Annotated in this window: 15 protein-coding genes; 4 read left to right on the top strand and 11 right to left on the bottom strand. The window is 66.9% G+C overall.

Annotation, left to right across the window (positions count from 1 at the left end):
* The first annotated feature begins 210 nt into the window (after window positions 1-210).
* On the top strand, window positions 211-1,086 hold the full coding sequence (locus ACIRRY_RS47325; protein WP_403985849.1) for a hypothetical protein: 876 nt from the start codon (window positions 211-213) through the stop codon (window positions 1,084-1,086).
* A 102-nt stretch (window positions 1,087-1,188) separates the two neighbouring features.
* Here ACIRRY_RS47325 and ACIRRY_RS47320 read toward each other — a convergent pair whose 3' ends face one another.
* From ACIRRY_RS47320 to ACIRRY_RS47285, 8 genes are all read right to left on the bottom strand, one after another.
* Complete coding sequence (locus ACIRRY_RS47320; RefSeq protein ID WP_403985847.1) at window positions 1,189-1,704, bottom strand: hypothetical protein; 516 nt, start codon at window positions 1,702-1,704, stop codon at window positions 1,189-1,191.
* Between the two features lie 17 nt (window positions 1,705-1,721).
* The gene (locus tag ACIRRY_RS47315) at window positions 1,722-1,991 is read right to left on the bottom strand and encodes a hypothetical protein (protein WP_403985845.1); all 270 of its coding nucleotides are present in this window, start codon (window positions 1,989-1,991) and stop codon (window positions 1,722-1,724) included.
* The gene (locus tag ACIRRY_RS47310; RefSeq protein ID WP_403985843.1) at window positions 1,991-2,224 is read right to left on the bottom strand and encodes a hypothetical protein; all 234 of its coding nucleotides are present in this window, start codon (window positions 2,222-2,224) and stop codon (window positions 1,991-1,993) included. The genes ACIRRY_RS47315 and ACIRRY_RS47310 overlap by 1 nt, the downstream gene beginning before the upstream one ends.
* A 159-nt stretch (window positions 2,225-2,383) precedes the next feature.
* Entirely contained in the window at window positions 2,384-3,229 is an 846-nt protein-coding gene (locus ACIRRY_RS47305) for a hypothetical protein (protein WP_403985841.1), read from the bottom strand.
* A gap of 498 nt (window positions 3,230-3,727) precedes the next feature.
* Window positions 3,728-4,381 carry a hypothetical protein gene (locus tag ACIRRY_RS47300; RefSeq protein ID WP_403985839.1) on the bottom strand — a complete coding sequence of 218 codons (654 nt, stop codon included), beginning with the start codon at window positions 4,379-4,381 and terminating at the stop codon, window positions 3,728-3,730.
* A gap of 217 nt (window positions 4,382-4,598) precedes the next feature.
* Window positions 4,599-5,189, bottom strand: a complete 591-nt coding sequence (gene tpg, locus ACIRRY_RS47295; protein WP_403985837.1) for a telomere-protecting terminal protein Tpg — start codon at window positions 5,187-5,189, stop codon at window positions 4,599-4,601.
* 37 nt (window positions 5,190-5,226) lie between these two features.
* Complete coding sequence (locus ACIRRY_RS47290) at window positions 5,227-6,576, bottom strand: hypothetical protein (RefSeq protein WP_403985835.1); 1,350 nt, start codon at window positions 6,574-6,576, stop codon at window positions 5,227-5,229.
* Window positions 6,577-7,396: 820 nt separating this feature from the next.
* Window positions 7,397-11,038: a CHAT domain-containing protein gene (locus ACIRRY_RS47285; RefSeq protein WP_403985833.1), complete on the bottom strand. Its 3,642-nt coding sequence runs from the start codon at window positions 11,036-11,038 to the stop codon at window positions 7,397-7,399.
* A 759-nt stretch (window positions 11,039-11,797) separates the two neighbouring features.
* Here ACIRRY_RS47285 and ACIRRY_RS47280 point away from each other — a divergent pair.
* Window positions 11,798-12,556 carry a hypothetical protein gene (locus ACIRRY_RS47280; RefSeq protein WP_403985831.1) on the top strand — a complete coding sequence of 253 codons (759 nt, stop codon included), beginning with the start codon at window positions 11,798-11,800 and terminating at the stop codon, window positions 12,554-12,556.
* 140 nt (window positions 12,557-12,696) lie between these two features.
* Here the strand turns inward: ACIRRY_RS47280 and ACIRRY_RS47275 are convergent, their stop codons facing one another.
* A complete protein-coding gene (locus tag ACIRRY_RS47275) occupies window positions 12,697-12,933 on the bottom strand; it encodes a hypothetical protein (RefSeq protein WP_403985829.1) in 237 nt (78 codons plus the stop codon).
* 123 nt (window positions 12,934-13,056) lie between these two features.
* Between ACIRRY_RS47275 and ACIRRY_RS47270 the strand changes: the two genes are divergently transcribed.
* Together ACIRRY_RS47270 and ACIRRY_RS47265 are read left to right on the top strand one after the other, a co-directional pair.
* Window positions 13,057-13,344, top strand: coding sequence for a nucleic acid-binding protein (locus tag ACIRRY_RS47270; RefSeq protein WP_403985827.1), 288 nt, complete (start codon window positions 13,057-13,059; stop codon window positions 13,342-13,344).
* A gap of 92 nt (window positions 13,345-13,436) precedes the next feature.
* Window positions 13,437-13,982: a hypothetical protein gene (locus ACIRRY_RS47265; RefSeq protein ID WP_403985825.1), complete on the top strand. Its 546-nt coding sequence runs from the start codon at window positions 13,437-13,439 to the stop codon at window positions 13,980-13,982.
* Here ACIRRY_RS47265 and ACIRRY_RS47260 read toward each other — a convergent pair.
* Window positions 13,955-14,686, bottom strand: coding sequence for a GNAT family N-acetyltransferase (locus ACIRRY_RS47260; RefSeq protein WP_403985823.1), 732 nt, complete (start codon window positions 14,684-14,686; stop codon window positions 13,955-13,957). The genes ACIRRY_RS47265 and ACIRRY_RS47260 overlap by 28 nt on opposite strands.
* Before the next feature lie 77 nt (window positions 14,687-14,763).
* On the bottom strand, window positions 14,764-15,312 hold the full coding sequence (locus ACIRRY_RS47255) for a hypothetical protein (RefSeq protein WP_403985821.1): 549 nt from the start codon (window positions 15,310-15,312) through the stop codon (window positions 14,764-14,766).
* Window positions 15,313-15,472: the final 160 nt, after the last annotated feature.

Genomic DNA, 15,472 nt, shown 5'->3' with positions numbered 1-15,472 from the left:
TGAGAGCTACCCGACCAAGGCGGGTGGCTATCAAGGAAGCCGCGTAGGGCCCCGCGCGAGAGCTGACCTGGTCCGCGCCCCAGTAGGCCAGAACCCTAGTGTCTCGCCCGCGCGATCGGCGAACTTCCAGATCGCGTAACCCTGCGCGGCCTAGTTCGATAGGCTATGTACCGTTCACTCCTTGGCCGCGCCAAAGGAAGGAGCCATCCCATGGGCTGGTCTGGATGGAAGCGAACCACCTTCGGACCAGGTGTCTTTCACCCTGCCAGTGCACCTGCCGCATCCGGCTACGGCGGCGTCTTGGACGTCGTCTGCCAGGAAGACAAGAATCCGTACAGCGGCGATCTGTGGGAGCAGCCATATCTGGGGAACGACTACTGGTCTCCCTATAGCAATATCGGACAGCCGCAGGGGCGCGCGATCATCGGATCGCCCGCGCTCACCTCATGGCAGGACGGTGACCGCCACGACCTGTTTGTGAACGCCGCGACCAGTTTGCTGCACCGATCGATGCAGCGTCCATACGGGTGGTCGGACTGGGAGAATCTAGGCGGTGGGCCACCTGGCGGCCCCATTCTGGGCAGCTCCCCGGCCTCCTGCGTCGACAGCGATGGCCGACTTGACGTCTTCTGCATCTCGGGCACCGACTTCTCGCTGCTCCACAAGCGATACCGGAATGGATGGTCGGACTGGGAAAGCCTTGGCGGCCACTTCGGGCGACAGTTAACTCCCGCGGCGCAGACCTGGGGAGGCGGCCGGGTCGGTGTCTTCGCCGTGGGCGATGACCGCAGCATCCACCACAAGTGGACCGCTGCCGACGGCGCTGGCTGGTCCGGCTGGGAGGACATCGGCGGCTTCACCGAACGGGGAATAGCCGCCAGCTCATGGTCGCCGGGACGCATCGATCTTTTCCACCGCGGAGATGACAGAGCCGTCTACCACAAGTGGTTCGACGGCGGATGGTCAGGTTGGGAGAGTCTGGGCGGTATCACCAACCACGGGGTAACCACCGCGAGCCGGGGCACGGGACGCGTCGACGCACTGGTAATCGGCACTGACGGCGAGCTGTACATTAACGAGTTCTAACCTTGGCTTTACTCTCTGACGTCGCAGGTCGTGAAGGGTGCAAGGTGCTGCACGGAGGCGTCGACGCAGGCGGTCGTGCGAATGCTGCGCACCGTCCCGCGGCTACAGGCTGAGTGCGATCGTCTCGCAGTAGCCCAGCGCCAGAGCGGCCTGCTTGAGGTCGTCCTCGGCAGCTGACCGGCAGGCCATTCCCATCATCGTCAGCATGCTCTGCAGCGGTGGGTCCTCGCCGCCGGCTTCCCGCTCCGCGCGGGCGAGCAGAGCGCGGTCGGCCTGGTCCAGGACGTCGGACCACGCACCGCCGGACGCGGCCGGGTCGACGCCGGTAAGCGGGGTCAGCCACAGGTCGGCGTGCGATTGGAGCAGCTGCTCCGTCGGCCGGTAGTCCAGGACGCTGCCGCACGGCATCGAGCCGTGGTCGTCGTGCGTGCGGACGCCGGGCCACCCGGGCAGTTGCTCGGAGTGCTCGAAGCACAGGAACATCAGCCAGGCCGGGCCGGTGCCGGAGTCCCCGGCGGCGCCCTCGCGCAGGGCGCTCGCCTTCTGGGGACACTCCAGTACGGCGCGCAGGGCGCTGAGTTCGCGGTGGGCGGAGAGCTGCTGGAGGGCGGTCGGCACGGCGGCTCCTTAGTGGGTCAGACCTCGATGAAGGCGACGACGACGATCTTCAGCGCGGTCACCCAGTACACGAGACGGACGCGTTCGACGTCGTCGACGTATTGGCGCAGCCGCGGCCCGCTGCTGTCGCCGGGGAGCAGTTCGCCGACCTCGAGGTCGACGGAGATGACGACCAGGGCGCGGTCCAGGGCGTGCAGCTCGGCTTCGCGGGTGATGGCGTTCAGCTGCTTGGCGGCGGAGTCGGAGAACGCGATCCGGGCGCGACGCGGGCCGTGTGGTGCAGGCATCAGGCGACGGCCGGGCGCTGGGCTGCGAGCCGGGCGAGGTGGGCCTCGCGCAGTTCCTCCCACGGCGTGCAGTCCTCCACCGAGGGCAGGCCGTTGGTGGCGATGTCCTCCAGGACGGCGGCGAGCTGGTCGGCGCTCTCGCGGGTCCGGGCCGCGTACGCGCGGACCGCGTCGGCGGCCGCGGGCTCCAGCTGCTGCCGGGCATGATCGGAGGGGGCCGGCTGTTCACTCATCAAGGCCTCCATGGGGGAACTGGCTTCCTCTGCAACGGTATCGGCCGCTTCAGGATGCCGGGAGCCTTCCGGCGGCACCGGTCCGCGCTCAGTTAGACGGGGCGTGACGTAGATCAAGAGGACGGCCAGTCTCGTCGAGTTTTGGATGGTGCCGGGGTTCTAGCCAGCGCCGGTGACCGGGGGAGAGGAGTTGTCAATGCTTACGATGTTGTCGGGTTGGTTCTGCCAGTCGTTGTCGCGCAGTCTGTCTCCTGGCCCGTTCTCTTTGAGATGGTCTTGGATCTCTTGGACGTACACCAGTTGGCGAATGCCGTTTTTCTCGGAGTAGACCGGATGGATCTCAACTGCGGCCAGCTTGGTGGGTACCGCCCGGTCGTCCCACATTGTGTTCAGAGTGTGGGACAAGTGGCGGAGCAGAAGGCGCGTCGAGTCGGGATCGAAATTTACTCCCTTCGCCAGATAGGTGGCACCGTGACCGGCGAAGTTTCGTAGCTTCGCATAGTCTTGAGGCGTGTGCGGTAGAGACCTGACCTGCGGGTCGGCATGGTCACCCACGTATTTGACGCCCCTGCGGAGTACCTCAGTGAGACTGGGCTCGCGGGGGCCTTTGCGGCGTGAGCTAGTGGGGCGACGCGTACCAGAGACGACACGTCCGAGCAGCTCTGTGGCGTCGAGAGCGAGAAAGAGTGCCCCGAGGTGGTACTCGTTCGCCAAGTTGAGTCCGGAAGCCTGCATGAACTCGCGCATCGCGCCGCAGATGTACGAAGCCTTGCACTCGTAGGCCTTCAGGCCCGTGGCATGGGCAGCTTTGTTCCACTCATCCACCTCGTGGGTGAGCGGGAGGGCATGCTGGGCGAGCAGGGGGCGGTAGTCCATGCGGCCCATGCTCCAACTGGCGCTGAACCAGAGCAAGAGGGATTCCGGGTGCCGGGAGTTCAGCCGCGATTGGAAGCAAGCATCCTCGACGAGATCGCCGGTCGTGCCCGCGAGAATGGGGGTCTTCAACGAAGACCACGGCAGGGGACCACGCCAAGGTGGGGCTGACGCGCAAGGACATGTGGAGGTGCCGCGAGTGCGGCGCTCTGATCAGGGGCAGAAAAGAAGGCCAGAGGTCCGAAGCCCAACTCGAACACGCCCGAAGGGCCGGGCATCGCGCAGCTGTTGAGCCATACCGGCCGAAGAACGCGACAGAGTGGCGCTTGTGGTGGAGCAGCCTCCCGGTAGCCATACGGGCGTGGGCTGCCCTGGCAGTGGTGATGTCGGCATTCGTCCTGAGTGCTTGGATCGCTGACCAGCAGAAGGAACCAGACCCGCGCCCCATCACTACCCCGCGCTGCTTCCCCATCAGATGTGGAACGTAGTTGTACTCGAAACCCGTGTCACATTGATCCGCAGGTGACGCGGAACCGGCCTTCGGGCCCGCGTTTCTGGGCCAGTTCGGTCGGTGTGACACCAGTCGGTGTGACGACGCGGCAGCCGCTCCCGGAGGTCACGGATGCGGTGCTACGGCCGGGCGCGGGTGAGGAACGCGGCGAGCGCGCCGACGGCTTCGGGCTCGACGGTGGCGAACCGGGCCGCGAACGCCAGCTGGTCGACGTCGGGGCCGGGGACCAGGCGGACGAGTTCGACGAGCAGCGCGGCGTACGCCAGGACCGGCGGGGTGAGAAGGCCGGCGGCTTCCTCGCGGGCGGCCGGATCGCGGTAGTGCCCGACGTGCGCAGCCAGAGCATGCGCGAGCCAGGCGTCGACGTCGGCCTGGACGTACCCGCCGGCTCGCCGGGTGAGTTCGTCGCGGACGGCTTCGTCTCCGGTACACGGCTCGGTCTGCTCCAACGTGCCGAGCTCGCGCAGCGCTTGGAGCTCGTCGGCGCGGGCCGCGATCCGGGCGGCTTCGCACCACTCGGCTTCCCGGGCGGTGGCGGACGCGGCTTCGGCGACGAGCTCCTCGTGGACGTCGACGCCTGGGTCGTAAACGGCGCCCGATGCGGCGTCGGCGAGCAGCTGCTCGATGCGCTCCCACTCCACGAGCTCCGCGCGGCCGCGTTCGTCGTCGGCCAGGTGCTCGTGTCGGGAGTCATGTCGCGCGTCGAAACGGGCGTCCTCGAGGGCCGCCGCGACGTCGGCGGCCGTCATCCCCGTCGCGCGGGGGCGGACCACCTGCCGGCCGATGCGTGCGGGGCCGACCGCCTCGCGGGGCGCGGCCGCGCGTCCGGCGAGAGGCCGACGGGTGCTCCGCCGGGTCCAGGGGGTGCTTATCAGGGCCTCGCATTTCGTCGCCGGGAAAAGAAAGGCGGGCCGCTGTCAGAGCGCTGCACGACGGCCCGCGAATCTGTTTATAGCAGACCCTGAATTCCAATTTTTCAGAACTGGAAATCTATCGACCTGACGTGTATGAAATCTGCTCGGAGTCCCTCCACGCGTGTGCCACATTCCGTGAAATATGACTCGGTGATAGCGTCGGCGACGATCGGATGGAGGTCCTCTCCGTCGCTATGGTCTTCTGGAGACGGAGGATCTCCTTGACGTAGACGGGCGGGATTGGGGTGCTGATGAACCGTTCGCGCCCGTCGTCAGAACTGCCCGAGCAGGTGAACCCGAAGGAGGCGTAGACCTCCACCACCATGCCGCTCGATGTGGCCGCGCGCTCCCACGCCTGTGCCCTGACCTGTGGCTGCCACTCCGTGGCGGTCTCCTCCACCAGGGCCGCGCGGAGCTTCTTCTGAGGCTTCGTCTGCTGCCCGGCGCGGTAGCACTGCACCGTACGGCGGGAGACACCCAGGCGTTCGGCGAGGGCCTTCGTCGACCCCTCCGCGTGTGTGAGAAGGAATTTCATCTGAGCCTTCGCGGATTTCGGCGCGGGCCGGGTGGCGGTCTTGCGTTCCGCCCTGGTGAGGGCGTCCAGGACCTTGCCGCCTCGCGGGGCCAGCTGCTGCGAGTCGTGCTGATCATCCATGAGGACGGCCACGGGCGGAGCGCATGCGGTCGGCCCTGAGTGCTTGGACTTAGCGTGGCAAGCTGGCGTCAGCAGGGTCATTCTCTTGCTTGATCTGACGCACGAGCATGATCGCGCGGAGGATCCGAGCAGGAGCTGCCAGAAGGTTGATGACCGCATGGGACAGGATGGCGGCCACGACCATGACCAAAGTGGCCATCACGGTGGGCAGACCAGCCTCCAGGGTGATGGGCAGGCCCAGCCATTCGTGGCACAGCGAGTTCGAGGACAGCCACAGGGAGTACGGGAAGAGGACGCATCCTGCAGCCATGGCCAGGATGCTCAACAGGGGCACGATCGTCATCAGGTGACGGTCTACGCGCCGCCAGTTGAAGTAGGAGGCCAGGCTCACAGCGGTCATGGCCCAGCGGGTGGGGAACACCACGATCACGGAGAACATCCCGAAGATAATCCAAAGCCCTGCGGTACAGACGAGTACGGCAGTCGCCTTCTGGCCTGTTCCGCCCTGGAGTGTGAATCCGTTGACCAGCCACGTCGCCGTTCCGACGCCGATGCTGGCCGTGGTGATGTTCTGTGCGTGCTCTCTTACGCTGATCCATTCTTTCAGCTGATGGCCCAGGTCGGTGCGCCACTCGTGGCGCTGCTTGAGATCGCGCAGCTCATGGTGCATCTGATCGCCGTTTCTGCGGAGCATGCCCAGCTCAGTCTGCTGACTGCGGATGCGGGCGAGCATCGTGGTCCGCTGCAGCTCGCGGGCCTCGATCTGTTCCTCTAGATCACGTACCAGGCGGGTCGCCTGCTCTGTGTTCTCGCCCGCTTGCCGACGGGCCTGTTCCAACTCCGCAACTGCTGTTTTCCAGCGCTCGCGCAGGTTGTGCAGTTCTGCACGGAGTGTGCGCTGCTGCGTATGAGCCCGTTCAAGCTGGCCAAGGATGGTCTCCTCACGACGTGCGGCTTCCTCAGCCTGATCATGAAGGGTGTATTCGTACCAAGTGGGGCGCCTTGCCTGACGTTTGCCCGGCCGTTGTTTCTCTTGTTCCTCGAAGTGCCGGAGAGCATCCATGTAGCGGAGGCGGGCTTGTTCCCGCTCCTGGAATTGTGCCGTGTGGCCCGTGGCCCGGCGGACTGCCTCGACGAGGATGCCGTCCAGCCACTCCCGGGGTGGCATCCGCTGGCCCGTCAGCATCCGGGACAGCTCATCCTCCCGGATCTTCAGTGCCCGTGCCGCTTCCCGCCTGGTCGGCCATGTCTGATCGACGATCCCGCTCAGCCAGCGAATCCAGGCGATCAGCTCGGGCCCGAGCAGCGAGTCCGGCTCCGTCGTCGGGCGGCCGGGCCGACTCTGCCCGGCGCGAGGGCCGACACTGTCGCCGGGCTTGGCTAAGAACGCGTCGCCCACTCTTTCTCCTCCGTGACAAAGTCCCAGCTCACAGGGGTTTTTGCGAGTTGTGCAAGAACCTGCGGCATGCGCATGCTCCCAGACACACGCCGCCTCGCGGGGCGGATCCCGCAACTCTTCACCACTGGTGTTCGACGGTCGAGATCCACTACAGCGAGAGGGCACACTCACGCGAAGGGAACACGTACATGACCGCGTGCCGCGACAAGCGAGCACCCTCGCTCACGCGCATAACTCGCCGAAGGCTGTCCCGCACTGCCGTGGCCGGCTTCGTCCGCGGTGCCGCCAGTGCCGTCGGGGCCCTCGCTATCGGGATGCTGGCCGCTTGGCTCCGCGATCACTTGTAGGCCGGACACGCTTGACCGGAACGTGAGTGGGAGGCTGGCCCAGGCATCCAGCCTCCCACGGTCGTTATCGCTGCGAAGTTCGCCTGCCCGGCACGTCGTGCGCCTGACGGCGTGAGTCGAACTAGTGTTATGCGGTGAGCTAGGACTTTCCCAAGTTCTCTGGGAGAGTGAGGCTGTAGTAGAGGTGTACCTCTCGGGTATGTGCAGCGCAGCCGCTCGTGGTTGAACTCTAGCCAGTGCAACAGCTGTGGTGCTGTCGCTCGTTGGGGTGTCGCTGTTGGCAGCTGGGTGATCCACGACGCTCTGCGCAGGCCCCGGCGTCCTACGGCCTATGGGAAACGGTCGTGGGTTCGAGTCTCCGAAAGGGGCTTGTAGCCGGACTCGTGGGTGGTGCGTTCATAACGGCATCCGGGCGGGTGTGGCTTCGTACGAGTCTGCCGAACCGGCACCTCTCACCGGCGAGGTCGTAGTGTTCACGCGCCGGCATGCAGGTGGGCGGCCCACAGCAGAGGAACTTGCCTGCGGTCGATGAGGGCTGGCAACAGGTCGTGGCCGTCGCGGACCTTGCGTACGGCATTGTGGAGAGCGTGGGCTGCCCGGTCAGGGTCTAAACCTGCGGAGTTGGTCTGTAGAGCGGCGTAGAACAGGTCGGCGATGGTGAAGGCGATGTCGTCGTTGATCTCCCACAGGGTGCCGATCACATGGGGGAACCCGGTGAGCTGGAAGGCAGAGGTGAGGTGGATGGCCTCATCGAGCAGTTTGGCTGTGTCGATGACTGCAGTGCGGCAGGCGGACAGGTAGGCCAGTCTGGCCTGGCCGAGCATGACGGGGGCGAGGCTGGCGACGGTCAGCGGATCGTCCGCGTGGTCGTGGAGCAGCAGCTGGCTCTTCGAGGGGTCGGAGGGGTTGCTGGCACCGTGGCAGGCGAAGTGCGCGATCGCGCATCGCGGCAGGTGTTCCAGAACGTGGGCCTTCATCGGCAGGGGCGGAGACGGCTCGGCAGGTCCGTCAGCGGGGTCTGGCTCCTTCAGCAGCACAGGGTTGGGCAGGCGGGATTGGAGCATCGTGGCTTCGGCGTCGACGAAGCGCAACCGGCCGTGGTCGGGCAGCCCGGGTGTGGTCGGCATGGCGACGATCAGATTCCGCGCCGCTGTGGGGGAATGGGCGCGCTCGCGCGCGTACCGCAGCGCGCGCACGGTGGGCGTGTAGGAGGAGATGACCCTGTCCATCACGGAACGCTGACGTGGGTCGTCAGCCGCATCGGTGTGGTAGCCCGCCGCATGTAGCGGCAGCAGACCCAGCAGTCCGCCCGGTGCCCACCACACCTGTGGCCATCGCTCCTCGCAGTCCTCGCTCTCTACTGCGGGCGCACCGTCGTATCCCAATTTTTCCAGCACGGGGCCGGTGGCTGCGTCCCATAGCCACTGAAGGATCTCCGTGAGTGCGGCCTGAGCGTTCTCCCGCTCAGACGGGTCAGCCCCGGCCACCGCCAGATGCAGCGCCCGCCGGAAGGTGTTGATCTGGTCGATCACCGTGTTGGGGATGAGGCGGGGCAGTTTCACACTGGTGATGCCCTCGGTGGTGAGCAGCAGGGCATCGCTGCGGAGGTCGCTGATGTTGAACACCACCACCGGGCCCTGGGATGCCTGCGTAAGGAGTTCGTCCGTGGTGGGTGGCAGGGCGAAGGAGGAAAAGCCGTCCAGGTTGCGGATCTCGGTCAGGAGGGCGGTGAGCTCCTCCGCCAGCCGGTGCCTGTCCTGCACCAGGTGGTCCTGTTGAAGCCCCAGGACTTCGGCTTCGATGCTGGCTTCTGCGGGGGCCGTGGTACTCGTGGGCTCATCCAGCTTTTGACGCAGCTCGGCGAACCGGCGTGCCAGCCCGGGGTGATGCTCACGCAGATCGGTCAGATCGCTTCGGGTTTCCAGCGCCTGACTGAGCAGCACCGCCCGGCCCGCCTCCAGCACCCCCAAGGCCCGCTCCGCCCGGCTGGTAGCGGTTCCGCCAGGGGCGGCGAGCGCCAATGCAGCGGCCGTACCGGCAAGCCCGACGACACCTCCGAGCGCATGCTGCTGATCCATGCGTTCCAGACGGCGTGGGGCCACTTGGGGCAGCAACCGCACCGCCGTCTCCGCTACTTCCGCTGCCTGCCCCACATCACCGGACTGCGCAATCAGACGAGCCGCCGCCGCCCCAGCCCGGACACGGAGTGCGGGAGCCGCCGCGTCAACCTCTGACGCCTCCAGCCAACAAGACGCTGCCCATTCCAAGTCCTCTGGCGCCCCGACTTGATCGAACCGGGCGTGCAGGACGTCCCCGAAGTTCCAGAGCAACTGCCCGCGTTCAGGGTGTTCGTCGGGAGTAGCGGCCACCGCCTGCCGAAGATGATCAATAGCCGCATCCATATCCCCCGGCGCACCCGTCCGCCTAGACCGGCTGGCCAGCGCGACCGCAAGGTTGGACAGCATTCCAGGACGATGGGTGTGGTCGGCGGGTGTGGCTACCACCGCCTGGCGGTGGTAGCCGATCGCAGATTCCAGATCTTCCAGCGCAGCAGTCCGCCCAAACCGGATGTCCAACGTGCTTCCGAGGTTGGACAGCATCACCGGTCGGTTGGGGTGGTCGGCGGGGGCGGCGGACACCGCCTCCCGAAGATGACCGATAGCCTCATCCACATCCTCCAGCGCACCAGTCCGCTCGAACCTGAATCCCAGCACGCCCCCGAGGCTGGAAAGGATCAAAGGGCGGTTTGGATGGTCGGCCGAAATGGCGGCCACTGCCTGCCGAAGATGACCGATAGCGGCATCCACATCCTCCAGCGCACCAGTCCGCTCGAACCGTTTGCTCAGAGCGATGCCAAGGTTAGACAGCGTGATGTGGCGGTTGGGTTGGTCGATGGGAGTGGCGGCCACTGCCTGGTGGTGGTAGCTGATCGCAGTGTCCAGATCCTCCAGCGAACCTGTCCGCCCAAACCGGACTCCCAGCGCACCCGCGAGACTAGACAGCATATCGAGGCGCTTGGGGTGGTCGGCCGGAGTGGCGGACACCGCCTCCCGAAGATGACCGATAGCCTCATCCACATCCTCCAGCGCACCAGTCCGCCTAGACCGGCTGTCCAGCGCGTTCCCGAGGTTGTAGAGCCACAGCCCGTGGTTGGGGTGGTCGGCCGGAGTGGCGGACACTGCCTCCCGAAGATGACCGATAGCCTCATCCACATCCTCCAGCGCACCAGTCCGCTTGAACCTGGACCTCAGCGTGGTGCCGAGATTGGACAGCCGCATGGGGCGGTTGGGGTGGTCGGCCGGAGTGGCGGACACCGCCTCCCGAAGATGACCGATAGCCGCATCCACATCCTCCAGCGCACCAGTCCGCTCGAACCTGAATCCCAGCACGTTGCCGAGATTAGACAGCATCCCAGGGCGGTTGGGGTGGTCGGCGGGGGCGGCGGACACCGCCTCCCGAAGATGACCGATAGCCTCATCCACATCCTCCAGCGCACCAGTCCGCTCGAACCTGGCTCCCAGCCCAGCTCCTAGGCTGGACAGCATTCTGATGCGGTTGGGGTGGTCGGCGGGGGCGGCGGACACCGCCTCCCGAAGATGACCGATAGCCGCATCCACATCCTCCAGCGCACCAGTCCGCTCGAACCTGAATCCCAGCACGGCCCCGAGGTTAGACAGCCTCTCAGGGCAGTCGGGGTGGTTGACCGGGGTTACCTGCACGATGCGCTGCCAGAGATCTGCCGCGGCGGAGAGATGGCCGACGTCGGGCGAGAACTGCGCATACTGGCCCATCTGGACGGCAAGCGGGGCTACGGCATCAGCAAGATGCGGCAGCAACGGCTCTGGCAGACCGCGGATGCCGGCAGCGAAACACGGAGTGAACGCTTCAACGGCGGCCGTCAGAGCTGCTTGATCTGCACCTTCAGGTAGCGCGTAGTAGCGGTGCAAGTGGAACCAACCGAGCGTGAACTGGACTTCCAGATCACGCTCGTCGTGATTGTCGGCGAGTTCCTGCGCTTCTCGGAGAGCTTCGAGTTCAAGTATGGCGGACAGATCATGGGTCTCGCCGATCCACTGCAGTCGTGCCCACACTGCAGCCAGCCGTTCATCACGCACTGCACCCCCGACCACTCACGTAATGTGATGGTTGTAGCACAATCCGTTGAGTGATGGGGAGATGCTGGGATACGCTCCCATTGTCTGGGCGGTCTGGGCAGCGTGAGCAGTAGCGCTGACCGGACCGAGCCAGGGGGCTGGGGGAAACGCATGACTGATCTGGATGCGATGGTGCAGGACAGACTGGCGATCGTCTGTGCGAAAGCGGAGGACATTCGCAGGCGTCTGTGTCAGAGCCGGGCCGGAAACGACACCATTCTCGAGGAAGTGCTGACCGCAGCACGCAGCGGCGGAGAGATAGCTGGCCCGGTAAATGTGCTGCACGCCGCACTGCAGGCTCTCGGCGACGTCCAAGGCCTGTACGCATACAGCGACAACGGGGGTACAGCAGATCGCAGTGGTGTTCACCCCACGGGCGTTGATCGGGAGCGCTCGCCTGAGCCTGTGTACCTGTGCCCGGCCGGGCGGTGCACACGCTTTTGGTGGCCGCAGGGACTTGTCCCCGTGCCCTGCTGCGCGATCAGTGGGGATGCTCTGCGCCGGGACCGGTTGTAGCAGATGGGGGGCATGCTGGCGGAACTCGGCAAAAAGCTCGCTGAACGATGGCTGTCCCTACTGGTCCTGCCCGGAGCTCTCTACCTGGCCGTAGTCGCTGCTGCCCGCACCCTTGGCCATAGCCACCCCTTCGACCTTCACCGGCTCACCGGCCAGATCACCGAGTGGGCCAACGCCCCTGCCGCTGGGAGCGCCGGAGGCCAAGTGATTTTGCTGGCCTCGGTGCTGGGCGGCGCCGCCACGGCGGGAGTGGTCGCGCAAGCTCTCGGTTCCCTGGCCGAACAGCTTCACCTCGCCGCTGACTGGCACACCTGGCCTGTCGGGGTCCGCAACCTGGCACGCCGGGCCACCGCATGGCGGCAAACCCACTGGGTGACGGCCGCCGAAGCCTGGCACCGCTACCGAGACGAAGCAGCCCGCGCCCGCGCCCGAGGCGCACAGGTCGACCCCGCAGCACGGCGGGCCGCCCGTGCGGCGATGATCCGCATCTCCCCCGAGTGCCCCGAACGCCCCACTTGGAGCGGCGACCGCATCCAGGCCGTAGCCGTACGCCTGGAGCGCGACTACCACCTCGACCTGGCTGCCCTGTGGCCGCACCTATGGCTGATCCTGCCCGACACCGTGCGCACTGAGATCACCGCCGCTCGCCAGGCCCTCACCCGGGCCACGACCCTGACCGCCTGGGCCCTGCTCTACCTCCCCCTTGCCGCGTGGTGGTGGCCCGCCGCCGCCATCTCGGCAGTCCTCGCTGTCACCAGCTGGCGCCGCACCCGCTCTGCCGCCGACATCTACGCCACCTTGCTGGAGGCCGCCGCCCGCCTCCACGCCCGCGACCTCGCCAGCCGCCTCGGTCTGGACCCCGCCGGCCCCTTCACCCGCGAATCCGGCGGCGCCCTTAGACACCACCTGTCCCCCAGCCCCCCTCCGCAGCCACCAGATGACACCCTTGTCATCGGCACCTGAAAACCGGCCTGTTCGCCCTGTGCCGCCAGGAAGGCGGCGGGATCTTCGGTGGAACCACGACGGACAGGAGGCGACCGGCCGAGCAGATCGACCGCTAAGGGTGACGGGCGTGAACAGATGTCGGGGCTGCGCAGATGGCGTCAGCGGGCGTGGTTCAGTGCCCGGGTCAGTTCCCGGTTGGCCGCTCGCGCGGCATCGAGTTCCTCGGTCCGCTCATAGAGCAGACCCCTGATGTCGGCCAGGTCTTGTTCGAGCATCGTGATGCAGCCTTGAAGCTGGTCGATGTCGGGTGACGCACCGAGGCCGGATTCCTGCCAGGCGGTTTCACCGAGCTTCTCGGAAAGACGCTTCTCCAGCTGCCGGACCCGGACTGCCATCCGTCTATTCCGCTCCAGCGCGTTGGTCAGATCTGACTGCAGCGAGGCCCGGCTGACGGCCGCGATCCGGCCTTCTTCCGGTGGGACGGCTGCGGCGGCGTGGACGCGTTCGAGGAGGTCGCGGTGCCGGTAGAGGAGGAGGCCGCCCTACTCGGCGAGGCGATGGAAGGGTGGCAGCGCCCCGAGGGCCACTGGCTCGCCGCGTCCCCGGCCCGCTCCGACTCGCCGGGATGGACCGAGCAGGAACAGCAGGACGTCGCCGCACTGCGGGAGCAGGAACGCAAGGTGTCCACCGCGATCGTCACGCACACCTTCTGGAGCGAGGTTGCCGCACCCGACCGCGCCGACGCCCGCAGCCAGCTCAAGCACGCCCTCACGGCGGCCCCAGACGGCGGGAAGCAGGTGGCGTAAGCCGGTGGCGCTGGGGCGTGCATCGGCAACGGGCTGCCGACGGTGGGCTGTTGGGGCAAGATCGGTGACGCCGATCGTGGAAAGGGGGCGGGGTGCGGCTGACGATCGACACCGAGACGGACACCTACGACGAGGCGATCGCCGCGGTGCAGGCCGCGTTCGGGCTGCGCCCCGTCGTCCCGGCCGGCTGGTTGGGGGCCCCGGCCGTCGAACCCCGCCCGGGCCCGGAGGATCTCAGCGCCGACGACCTGGGTGAGGGCTGGTCGGACCGGATACTGTTCGAGCCAGTTGCGGCACTGGTGCCCGGAGCCCGGGCCGTGCTGCGCCGTATCGCCGACCTGGGCGGCACCGCCACCTACGACGAGATACAGCACTACTTCACCGGCCACCCGGACACGCCAATCTCGCCGAGGACGATCGGCGGGACCCTGACCAGCATCCGGGCGGTGCGCCGGCGGATCGGTCCCGACAGCCGGTCCATGCTGCTGGAGCGCGACGAACGCGCACGCCGCTACCGCATCACGCCGGTCCTCGTAGACGGGGCTCCAGCGGGCCTTCGTGCTCGCCGACGCCCGCCCGGACCTGCTCCGCAGGTGACCGGCCGGCCACTTCAGCGGAAGTTGCCGCGCCACCGGTAGAAGAACGTCTCGCCCGGCCCCGCAAAGAGCTGGAGCGGCACGCCGGTGAGGGTACCGACATCGATCGCCTGCCCGGACCCCAGCACCGTGAAGCCCTGCCGTGTGTAGTAGGGCCCGAGGTCGCGCTCGGTGGCGAACTCGCCGAACAGCAGCATGTAGTCCAGCTGCCAGTACACCTGCACACACCGCTTCAGCAGCGCGGCCCCGATCCCACGCCCCCGGGCATCCTCGCGCACCGCGACTGCTTTGATCTTCGCGTACTTCAGCATCGACAGCAGCGCCTGCTGCCGGGAGCCCGGCAGTTGGGCGATGCCGGAGGTGATCCTCCCCGACGGGACGGCCAGCAGCGCCCCGACGACCTGTCCGTCGCGGTCCCGGGCGACCAGGGGCAGGGACAGGGCGGCAGCCGCCGGCTGGAGATCTCCCGCCGACAGCGCCCGTACGAGCGGTTCGGCCGGGTCGATGCCGGCGAGCGAGTCCAGCAGCCACGTGCCGCACTGCCCTGCGGCGAGCGCTTCGAGATGGCCGGTCTCCATGTCGTCGTCGGCCATCTTCGCCAGCTCGGTCACTGCGCCGGCCTCCTCCGGCACCGCGTACCGGATCCGCACGCCGTCCGGCCCGGATAAGCCGTCGATCACCTTCTGCTTCGTCAGCCGAGTCAGCCCACTGGACGACCCCGGCCTCTTCTTCGTCTTCTTCGCCATCTCTGAGAGCTACCCACCGCCGCACCGGCTGGCACTCAGGGCAGGCACTCGGCTCCGCCGGCCAGGAGGCTTCGGTGTCAGTCGGTCTTCTGCCAGATGATGACGTCAAGGCTCGCGTTCCGGGCTTGCGGGTGCACGGTAGTCACGGTGACGAGCGCGCTACGTCCTTCGTTGGTGATCAGACAGAGCTTGCCTCCCGCAGTGAGCGGAAGGGTTGCGTTGCGCTGTCCCTGGGTCTGTGAGAGCAGGGCGCATTTTGCGGAATCCGGGTTCTCCCCTGCAGGGACTACCGCCAAGCTCGCCCTAACGCTCGTCAATTCGGCCTCTTGTCCGGCACTGATTTGGTACAACGCGATGTCGCCGTCAGTCGGGAGGACAGCACGGGGTGGAATCGCGTCCAGGTCGAAGTCACCTGAGACGAGCAGTGAACCGGACCAGCGCACGGCAGGAGAGCCGGAAGCTGGCGCGTCGGAGGCATCTGAAGGTGCAGACGCTGTTGCCGTGACTGTGGCCGTTGTCGTGGCGGTGATCGTGGCTGTTGCCGTCTCGACGCTGGAGGCAGGCGAGTTGACTCCAGCTGCCGGCAGACCGATGAAGCCTACGAGGAAGGTGACGACACCGGTCACGGCGGTGATGACGGCGGCAACGGCCGTCCAGTGTTCGGGCGACTTCTTGACATGTGGCTCGCCATGAGGCGGTGCAGGTGGAACTGAAGGTGGAGGTGGAATTGCCATGAATGCCCCCCGATCGGCGGTGTAAGCGCAAGCGTTCCACCTCGCCGGTATA

The organism is Streptomyces sp. NPDC101776 (assembly GCF_044766845.1).
In the GTDB taxonomy this organism is placed as follows: domain Bacteria; phylum Actinomycetota; class Actinomycetes; order Streptomycetales; family Streptomycetaceae; genus Streptomyces.
Note: the sequence above shows the minus strand (reverse complement) of the source record. Positions and strands in the feature narration are given on the sequence as shown.

What these genes read in the sequence shown, in the direction of transcription:
- ACIRRY_RS47315 (WP_403985845.1), bottom strand. Translation starts at nt 1,991, where the DNA reads ATGCCTGCACCACACGGCCCGCGTCGCGCCCGGATCGCGTTCTCCGAC.
- ACIRRY_RS47310 (WP_403985843.1), bottom strand. Translation starts at nt 2,224, where the DNA reads ATGAGTGAACAGCCGGCCCCCTCCGATCATGCCCGGCAGCAGCTGGAG.
- ACIRRY_RS47275 (WP_403985829.1), bottom strand. Translation starts at nt 12,933, where the DNA reads ATGGCAGTCCGGGTCCGGCAGCTGGAGAAGCGTCTTTCCGAGAAGCTC.
- ACIRRY_RS47260 (WP_403985823.1), bottom strand. Translation starts at nt 14,686, where the DNA reads ATGGCGAAGAAGACGAAGAAGAGGCCGGGGTCGTCCAGTGGGCTGACT.
- ACIRRY_RS47325 (WP_403985849.1), top strand. Translation starts at nt 211, where the DNA reads ATGGGCTGGTCTGGATGGAAGCGAACCACCTTCGGACCAGGTGTCTTT.